Annotated in this window: 9 protein-coding genes; all 9 read right to left on the bottom strand. The window is 48.1% G+C overall.

The window, feature by feature from the left end:
• Positions 1–213: 213 nt before the first annotated feature.
• Complete coding sequence (locus D0T21_RS31955; RefSeq protein WP_147328223.1) at positions 214–1476, bottom strand: hypothetical protein; 1263 nt, start codon at positions 1474–1476, stop codon at positions 214–216.
• A 232-nt stretch (positions 1477–1708) separates the two neighbouring features.
• Positions 1709–2221: a hypothetical protein gene (locus D0T21_RS31950; protein ID WP_147328222.1), complete on the bottom strand. Its 513-nt coding sequence runs from the start codon at positions 2219–2221 to the stop codon at positions 1709–1711.
• Between the two features lie 122 nt (positions 2222–2343).
• Positions 2344–3057 carry an Abi-alpha family protein gene (locus D0T21_RS31390; protein ID WP_116994071.1) on the bottom strand — a complete coding sequence of 238 codons (714 nt, stop codon included), beginning with the start codon at positions 3055–3057 and terminating at the stop codon, positions 2344–2346.
• A gap of 59 nt (positions 3058–3116) precedes the next feature.
• Entirely contained in the window at positions 3117–3503 is a 387-nt protein-coding gene (locus D0T21_RS31945; protein WP_147328221.1) for a hypothetical protein, read from the bottom strand.
• Positions 3504–3603: 100 nt separating this feature from the next.
• Entirely contained in the window at positions 3604–4254 is a 651-nt protein-coding gene (locus D0T21_RS31940) for a hypothetical protein (RefSeq protein ID WP_147328220.1), read from the bottom strand.
• Positions 4255–5481: 1227 nt separating this feature from the next.
• Positions 5482–5907, bottom strand: a complete 426-nt coding sequence (locus D0T21_RS31380; RefSeq protein ID WP_116994605.1) for a hypothetical protein — start codon at positions 5905–5907, stop codon at positions 5482–5484.
• A gap of 338 nt (positions 5908–6245) precedes the next feature.
• The gene (locus D0T21_RS31935) at positions 6246–6860 is read right to left on the bottom strand and encodes an STM3941 family protein (protein WP_147328219.1); all 615 of its coding nucleotides are present in this window, start codon (positions 6858–6860) and stop codon (positions 6246–6248) included.
• 6 nt (positions 6861–6866) lie between these two features.
• Positions 6867–7379, bottom strand: a complete 513-nt coding sequence (locus D0T21_RS31375; RefSeq protein ID WP_116994073.1) for a HEAT repeat domain-containing protein — start codon at positions 7377–7379, stop codon at positions 6867–6869.
• Positions 7380–7544: 165 nt separating this feature from the next.
• Positions 7545–8411 (bottom strand): phage integrase N-terminal domain-containing protein, encoded by an 867-nt coding sequence (locus D0T21_RS31370; protein WP_116994074.1) that lies wholly within the window; start codon positions 8409–8411, stop codon positions 7545–7547.
• Between the last annotated feature and the right edge of the window lie 211 nt (positions 8412–8622).

Below are 8622 nucleotides of genomic sequence, written 5' to 3'. Positions count from 1 at the left end.
ACCTATTCGCAGGATAAACTAGACGAAGTTGCCAGAAGGTTGAACGAACGCCCTAGGAAGACGCTCGACTACCAGACACCGGCTCAACGATTTGACCGATGTGTTGCGTTGACCGATTGAATCCACACCCCATTGCTGACATTCAAATTTTTGCACTGCTGTGGCCTGGCGCATTAAACTACACTTAATAATCACTGTCGGACCTTCTGCAGATTACAAATTGGCCTCGTGCGTTGCCTTTATAACTGGAATGCTCAGGGTCTGCGCAAGGATACTATCCATTACCTGATTCCGAAGATCATCGATGGATACCTGAGATGTACCATTGCATTCCTGCTGCATATGATCATTTGCTACGAACTCAGCGCGACTCACGCCACCGAAGACGTTTTGAATTCGCGCGTTCTGGCACTTCTTATAATTTGACTCAACTTTGCCTCGTGCCACGGACTCAAATTTTCCAATACGTCCACTTTGTGCTGCAATTACATAACCATAGTCAATAGAAGCTCCACCTTTTATTAAATCGAAGAGATATGAAGCATTCTTTGGCATTAGTAGCGCTGCACTAAAAATATTGACGTCCGAGTAGGAATATGTGACCGTTTGGGTGGAATCAGGCATTACCCGTTCTTCATTTCTGACACGTTCTACAGAAAGCTCAATTACATCTTCACCGGAAACGGACATCCAAATAATACCTCGCATGGCTTTGGAAAAATGCGTCTGGATGTCATCAGCGAAAAGGCGATCTGCATTTTTCACAGTAAGATGTACCTTTAGCGTAATTTCCTTACGGCGCTCGACCACGAAATTTGGAAAGTACGGCGCTAATAGATCTAATTCTTCACTTCGGACTCTTAGGCTTGGCAGATTTTCAGCAAATCGCTTCGCGTCGGTGGAGCTCTCACCGTCCCGCATAGCGTACTTAATCAACTCAGCCATATTCCTATTAATGGAATTTTCTCGGTAGTACGACAGCGTACGGTTGTAGACCAATGACATTTGATCTGACGCTGCCAATTCTGAGATATTAGCGATCTCTGGACTGATCAAGAAGGGAATTGATCCATCGGTATTACCTGAAGTAATGCGCGCACTAAGTTGCGATTGAAGTGCTTTATCGTAACGCTCAGCTAAGAGGTGAGTAGACACTGCGCGGCTTAACTCGGATTGTATGTTTATAGCCTGTTGAGTTGTGCCAATGCGAAAAATACTGTCTTGTAAATATTTAAGGTACGCATTCTCAGTGGCAGGACTCTCTGCAAAAACTCGTTTAACTTTTTCTGGCCCGGTTGGCAAGGCAAGGGCTAAGCCAAGGTAATAGGAACCGTAGGTCTCACTTCCCGTAGCAAAGGTTTTCTTAGCCTGCTCAGCATAGTACCCCGCCTTTTCGCTAGGATCAGTAGGTATACTTCCACAGCCGACTAAGGTGGCAGATAACAACAATGGTATTGCAATTATTAGGAAACGCATTACACCCCCAGGATATTTTATTATTAATTATATTGAATTTCATCTAAAACAAATAAATCATCACAGCCAAGCCATACGGATATCCAAATAATCATCAAGCACCTTTTACTTCCGCCCCCGCAATCTCGAGAATCGGCATAACGCGATATTCAAACCACAGCCCCCCGCAAGCTTATAAGCTAGGTGGTCCGCTTTTGGTCGGTATGAGAACGGATTTCAACTAACCGAAATTTTATTGCAATTCATTGTCGGGCTTGGAGCCAGCCACAACAATTCCAGAATTCTCATCTTCAATCCATGCACCAAATGGAATTTTATCGGTAGAACTACCGACAAATTTAACTATATAGTGTTTACTCGCACTAGTATCCAACACGAAAGATGCTGAAGGCCATCGAATAGCTCCCGCCTCGGCCATTGCAGAATTGGTGCCAGGAACGGAAGTCATCCCTGCGGGATATTTTTCCAACATAACAACTTTGATGATATGTTTTCCGGCCGCGACGTTCACATTTTCTGGGTACCCCATGAATGCGTTCCCCACGGTTTTTTCGTCAACCTGTGTGAAAGCAATCCATCGTGCGTCCCTCGAAAAATAGTTTGTGCCTCCATGCCTGGCACCAACTACGATGGCCAGCTCAGATAATGGTTTTTCTGGACCATCGTAACCTTGAGTCGTTCCACAACCAAACAAAGAGGCCACCAAAATTCCCATAGCCATCTTACTTATAGCGGAAAATCGCATAACGCATCCTTCATGGAGTGTTAGAAATAACATAGTGCCTGCATATTTTCACCAATGTCAGCACCGGGCTGTTCTCTCTCTATTGGCTAAGGCCGCTGCTGGCCGTAATTAGCCGTAGCCTGCTAAGCTGAAAGTGTGCACGCTTCGATAAATTTCTTTCCCAATATGGTGTGAAAGACTTCTCGAAAAATCTGATTACCATTCCAAGTCGTGCCCAAACTAATGCAACCTAGCCTGTTCAAATTCGCCAGAGCGAGCTTAACGTCCTCATTTGGCTCCTTGCTGTGAGACAAAACATCCCGCGAAAGCGTTGATGATGAGACGACTTGGTCAGGAAGATCACTCGTGATAACACTATTACTCAGTGCAAGATCTAGTTCAATCGAGTACACCTTGGATAATATAATTGCCTCGAAAGGGCTCAAACTTTGCATAATGTCGATGTTGGCTCGCCGAATGTCTGCATCATTAGTTGACGTCAAGCCATTAACGAGCATTTTTGCCCACATGTCCTGAAGGTCGTCGTTATCTTCAAGGCTAGCAGCTTGTAATAACGGGATGGCAAAATTCATTGGAAGTGCTCGTAGCTTGTGAGCACTCCGAACTCCAGCCAGCAATTCATCTGCCCGCTTCATTAGGCGAACTTGTCGCTCCCACCTCGCATACTTCAGACGGTCATGCCATATCTCAATGCCGGTTTCCAGAGGTCCACCGACAGTTTTCGCAATAAAGGCTCCCGTCTTGCTCGCTGCTTCAACAAGACTTTGACCAAATTTGGATACTTCTTGCGCTGCTTTAGCAACTTCTTCCACGGTTTCCTTATCCGGAAGTACCATATTTTCTCCAATGCGTTGGTCTTTAGTACGACTGCTTTTAGCTGCGGTTTCAGCCCTATCTACGCACGAACATCAAGGCGCTTAATTTCAAAATCAACATAGCCATCACAGTGCACATTACTTAGCTCGATTACAAACCCATTGACTTCAACAAGACCCTCTGCCTCATCAACGACGCGGCCTCGTCCTTCATAAGAATAATGACCAGTACGCTCTATCCGTTCTGAAGACAACGTTTCTATTTCTTCTGCTGGCCAGTCTGAAAAATAAGCGGCACGAGCGGTTCCTTCCAGAGTGGAAAGCCGATTCTCAACCTCGTCTCCAACATGCAGTCCACATGGCCAACAAAATGCGACGAGTTGCCCCTTACCGCTATCGAGTGTCACAGACGCACTTTCATCTCCCGGAGAAACTGGGTCAACTGATACAACGTGGATTACTTCCATGTTTCATGTTCTCACAAGTTACGCAAGGGTCCGGTGATGGCCGATGCCAGTCTTACCATGCAGCAAGCTACCGGGCCGCAGGTCACCGCCGCTGTCCCTACTAGGTACAGGTCTCTGGCAGACCTACTATTTCACCAAACTTCGTGTTTTTACCTTTATGAATGGCGCTCAAGTGGGAGACGTAGCATTGATTTCGGCTTTTCTTTTCTAAAAATATCAAAATATTCCACATCGCCTTAACCACCGAAATAGCATCACCTCCACCTACACGGATGGGGCTGATATTTAATCTCAGCTTCTTTGTCACGTTGGCCACGGGGTCAACATACTGCTGATATTTGTTATCGCCGGAACTTTTTTTATCTATAGAATCGACAATTATTCTACCTTCATCGTCCCATGAATGTGAGACTTCCCACAAATGATTGTGTGCCAACACATCTCGAAGAATATGCATTTCGAACAATTCATCTTCAAAAGGAAAATCTTGGTAAAGATTCTTTAGGTAAACCGGCACCGAGGTTTTGTTAATTTCCTTTTGCCCTGCCTTATTTATGTAGCGAACCCTCATTACATATGACTCTAAGCATACCACTGCAAGGATGCAAATCGACGAGGCAAAACCATTAACGTAATAACCCGATTGGACAGCGCTTGAATTCCCGTTGTCATGTTTCTCTAGTTTCTCGAGCAGCACACTTAACGGTTCAAAGTAGGAACTTCCAACTATTGTAACTAGACTATCACTCATGGCTAGTGTCTCTCATCAATGTGGTCATTGCATCTGCAAATACCAGTGAGTGTCTCAACCCTCACTACCGGGCAGATTGTTGTTCATAACTTCAATCCAAGGTATGTTTTTACCAGACCGTCCGCTCGTGGCCGGAAGTAGTAAATCTACGAGAGGCTCCAAGCTGCCTCGAAATCAGCGAACAGCGACACACTCCCCGACACTCTGGCGATAACCATGTAGGCACTCCCAGCCGTTGCCCAGGTAATTCAGTTTAGAATTCAGAGGCAGCTCAACTGCACTACATTCCTGGCCGGACTGGCGATATCCACGCACACACTCCCATCCGTTTCCTAGGTAGTTCAACATGCCATTCGGTGGCAGAGCAACGGCGACACATTCCTGACCGGATTGGCGATATCCACGTACACATTCCCAGCCGTTGCCTAGGTAATTGAGTTTAGAATTCAGAGGCAGCTCAACTGAAATACATTCCTGCCCGGATTGGCGATACCCACGTACACATTCCCATCCGTTTCCTAGGTAGTTCAACTTGCCATTCGGTGGCAAAGCAACTGCGACACATTCCTGACCGGATTGGCGATATCCACGTACACATTCCCAACCGTTTCCTAAATAGTTCAGTTTCGCGTTTGAGGGCAACTCAACCGCGACGCATTGCTGCGCAGTTCGATAGTATCCGCGTATGCATTCCCAGCCGTTGCCTAAGTAATTTAGCTTTGCATGTGGAGGAATCTTATAACTGTCTGCGTGCTGCGACGCGGGAGCTACGGTGACGTTATCAGAGATCGGTTCGAGATTTGAAGAGTATGTGTTTGACACAGAACCAGCGCCTGATCCTGCATCGCCACTGAAACTTTCACCCGCATTATTGTGTGAAGGATTGGCGTTCGACGGCGTTGTCTTTGTACCCGCTACGCCGGTGTATGGATTTACATTACCTACGGTACTCCAGTTATTAGAAAAGTTGCCATCAGGAGCAGACCGCATATGAGGCTGTACATAGGTGCCGTCTTTCTTAACGTACCCTCTAACAGCAACCGGTGAACTCCCACCTTTCGGTCCAGCGAACGCCAATGAGGAGCCCAAGACGAGGCACAATAGAAAATATAATATAGTGCGCATTCGGAATCCCTCTAATACTTTCGATGCCAATGATGGAAGCATAAATTCTTCACGGTGTCATACTGGACTTCCAGACCAGTCCGCTTTTGGCCGATTGCAGAACTAAACTTCAACCTCATTTTTGGCTTCGTCATAGTAACGTATTCCTTTGTAGCTTTCGGACTTGCCAGACCATTTAGCCGTCGCGACCACCGGCAAATCTAGACCAAGTCCACCCAATGCCATCTTCAATTTCGCCTTGTCCTGCTCAGTTGGGATTCTGACGCCATACCAAAGTCCGTGCCATTCACCAGCTAAATAAATTGAAAAGCACTTGGAGCCGTCAAACATACCAAGTAGCTCCTCCCCGCCATGAAAGCGAAACGTAGCCAACTCCAACTGAATAACATCCTCACTGAACTTCGGGTGAGTCTCAGGTATTACCCACTCAAACGAGTCATATTCACCCTCGTCATCATGGAAATAGCACCATCGGTACCGATCCAGATCTTCAACTGAAATTTCTTCGATTCGCTTCGGAAATGACATAGCTATACTCATCGTTTCATAATTGTCCGGTCCTGGCCGGATTAAGTCTTACATTTTATTTCCAATGGATTTCCCATCCAGACTCGGCAATGAACTGAGACACAGCATCTAAAGTCTCGACCCACGCATCAAAAGCTCCGTGTGGGTTTGGGCCATCACTTCCGTCCCACCATTCATGGATAAGATAGCCACCTGTATTCTCCCCGTCATACTTAACTCGAACTTGATGAGCTGGACGTTCAGAATTTATGATAGTTCCTGTCGCGTTTATTTTTACCATATCTAGTTTCTACTCAACGCAGTTGCCTTATCTTCAGTCTGCTTGTGGCCGATTGCAGCTATGCCCTGGTGCTTGCATGATAAGCGGACATATATCGAGCGAGATAATCCGCCAGATCATTCTCTGAGATCGCTAGGTGCTTAATTGGAATAGAAAAGAAGCTTGGATCTCCACGACGCTCCCTTGCCCGACCGAGTATGCGTTTAATTCTTGATTGCCGTTCAAGGTACTGGTGTGGCTGATTCAAAATGACGAACAACAACCGCTGTCGCTCTGCTTCCCCAAAATGCAACTCCCGAATGTCGCACCAACTAGCGTAGCCACTTCCAAGGATAGTTGCATTGTTGAAGAGGCCAGTTTCATCTAGGATTAAGGCCGGCGAGGAACTAAAAAGTCTTGGCAAAACGAAGGCTGTAAGCAATGCCCCAACGAACAGCAATGTGACTCCCAGAATACGAACCAATGTCTGCGAACGGCCCTCCGCTGCCAAAATCGAACCTTCGACGTTGAGTGCCCAGATCCCTAGCGGGATAAGGATCGCCAACAAGCCTAGCAGCGCTCCGGCGAGCCGCGCCTTGCGCAAACGAATATTGAGAGGTTCCAGTATCTCGAATTCACTTATTGCCATCTTCACTTTCTGTATGTCTGTTTTTGGCCGTTTACTGCAAGTCATCAAATATCATTTTGCAAACCGTTGAGTCTCTGCATGCATGACTTCTCTTGTTTCCACATTTTTTTCAATCTTCAGAGCTTCCTGCATGGCAGGCAAGACTGCACGGCAACCTAGCCGACCGGCCCAATCTGCAGCCTTTCGGCGCACACGACTACTTTTGTCACGTAACGCGCGTCCGAGCATTTCATGAACAACTTCCTGGGGCATTTCACCTGTAAGGCAAAGCACTGCATTATGACGCACTCGTGAGTCAGTCGAATGTGACAACTCTATGATTGCCTGCAACGCTACGGACGAATATGCGGCTAAGTCACCAAGAATATAACTAGCCGTTTCATAGACCGGAACTCTATGTGAAGAGACCCCTAATACCACATCGTTGACCACAGTCTTGTCTGGCTGATGTTGGACGGCAATCATTTCAATTGCTTTGAGCAAGCTCAGTACAATCTCTGGCTGAACTGGTTCAATCAGCGTCTTAATTCCATCTGATAGGTACGGTAACAGCGGAGTTGGCATTTGGTTTCCTGGCTATCCCGTGTTGTTTAATGTCTTCTTTTGGCCGAACCCAACCCATCGAGTAAATATCACTTCCGCAGCCAGCATAGCATTCTTGCCATCAAGTAAAAATCACAATTTGTCACATCAGGATCGTTCAAGCTAAACGGAGGGCATATCCCTACTCTAGCGGCCCAAGTACACCGCCGTAATTTGTTCGCGACCGTGGCCCATTTCTTCTGACAATAACAAACGTGCCGAGAGATCTCGTTGTCGTTGCTCCGGTCCGAGTTGCGATGACCGTGGGCCGCCTCGCGCCGGGCTGTGCCAGCCGGTGAGCTGCTGGTAGCGTTCCTGCGCGTAGTTGTGGCGCAGTCCATGTACACCGTGAATTCCCGCCTTATCGCACTGCGCGCGAAAGCGCTGAAGCTGATCGCGGTAGCGCAAGTTAGCCATGATGAGACTACCGCCAGCAACAAGCCGCTTGGCCTCATTGAGCACGGTGCGTTGTTCCGGCGTGCGAATGGCGATTTCGCGATACTTTCCGCCCTTGGTCCACGTGTCCTTGAGCTTCAGTCGATCGCCGCCATCCGCCCACGCGGGAACGATCTTGATGCTCTCCTCCCGCCGTAAGCCAAACGCGGACTGCAACCGCAGCGACATCGCCGTGTAGGCATCCGTGATCTTCGACAGGCGCGCATCGTCAAGCACCTTGGCCTTGGAGATGTTGGTAACAAAGGTGCGCTTGTCGATGTCGTAGCTGCCGTTGTCGCGCGCGATGATGTTGTCCTTGCCGATCTTCTGCGCCCACCATCGCATCGCGCTCATACGGTTCTTCATCGTGCCGGCGCTGACGCCATCGGCCTTCCACTGCTGCACCAGCGCGTCCACATGCTTGGGACGCAGACTGTCAGCATTCATATGGCGATATCCGAGATCGTGCAGCTGGTTGGCCATGTGCGAGAGCATCCGCGCGCGGTCGGACTGCGTGGCATAGCTGCCATCGCGATTACGTTCGCATAGCTGCTTGAGTTGATAGTTCAAGTCGCGCATCGCATGCTCCTAAAATCAAACTTGGTGTGATCGAGTCAGGTCAGTGTTTCTGGCCACCGTGCTTGCCGCAGCAAGGACGGTTTTTAAAGGCCCCGGGACACCACTCCCGTGTATGCGGTATGTTCACTGCTTGCCCGCGCCGCATGCGCGTATGGCGCCGCGATCCGCTCCTTGTAGAAGCCTGATCGCGGTGGGACCAGTTACCCAGGGT

The organism is Duganella sp. BJB476, from assembly GCF_003416895.1.
GTDB lineage: Bacteria > Pseudomonadota > Gammaproteobacteria > Burkholderiales > Burkholderiaceae_D > Rugamonas.
This window is presented reverse-complemented; position numbering and strand designations above follow the sequence as displayed.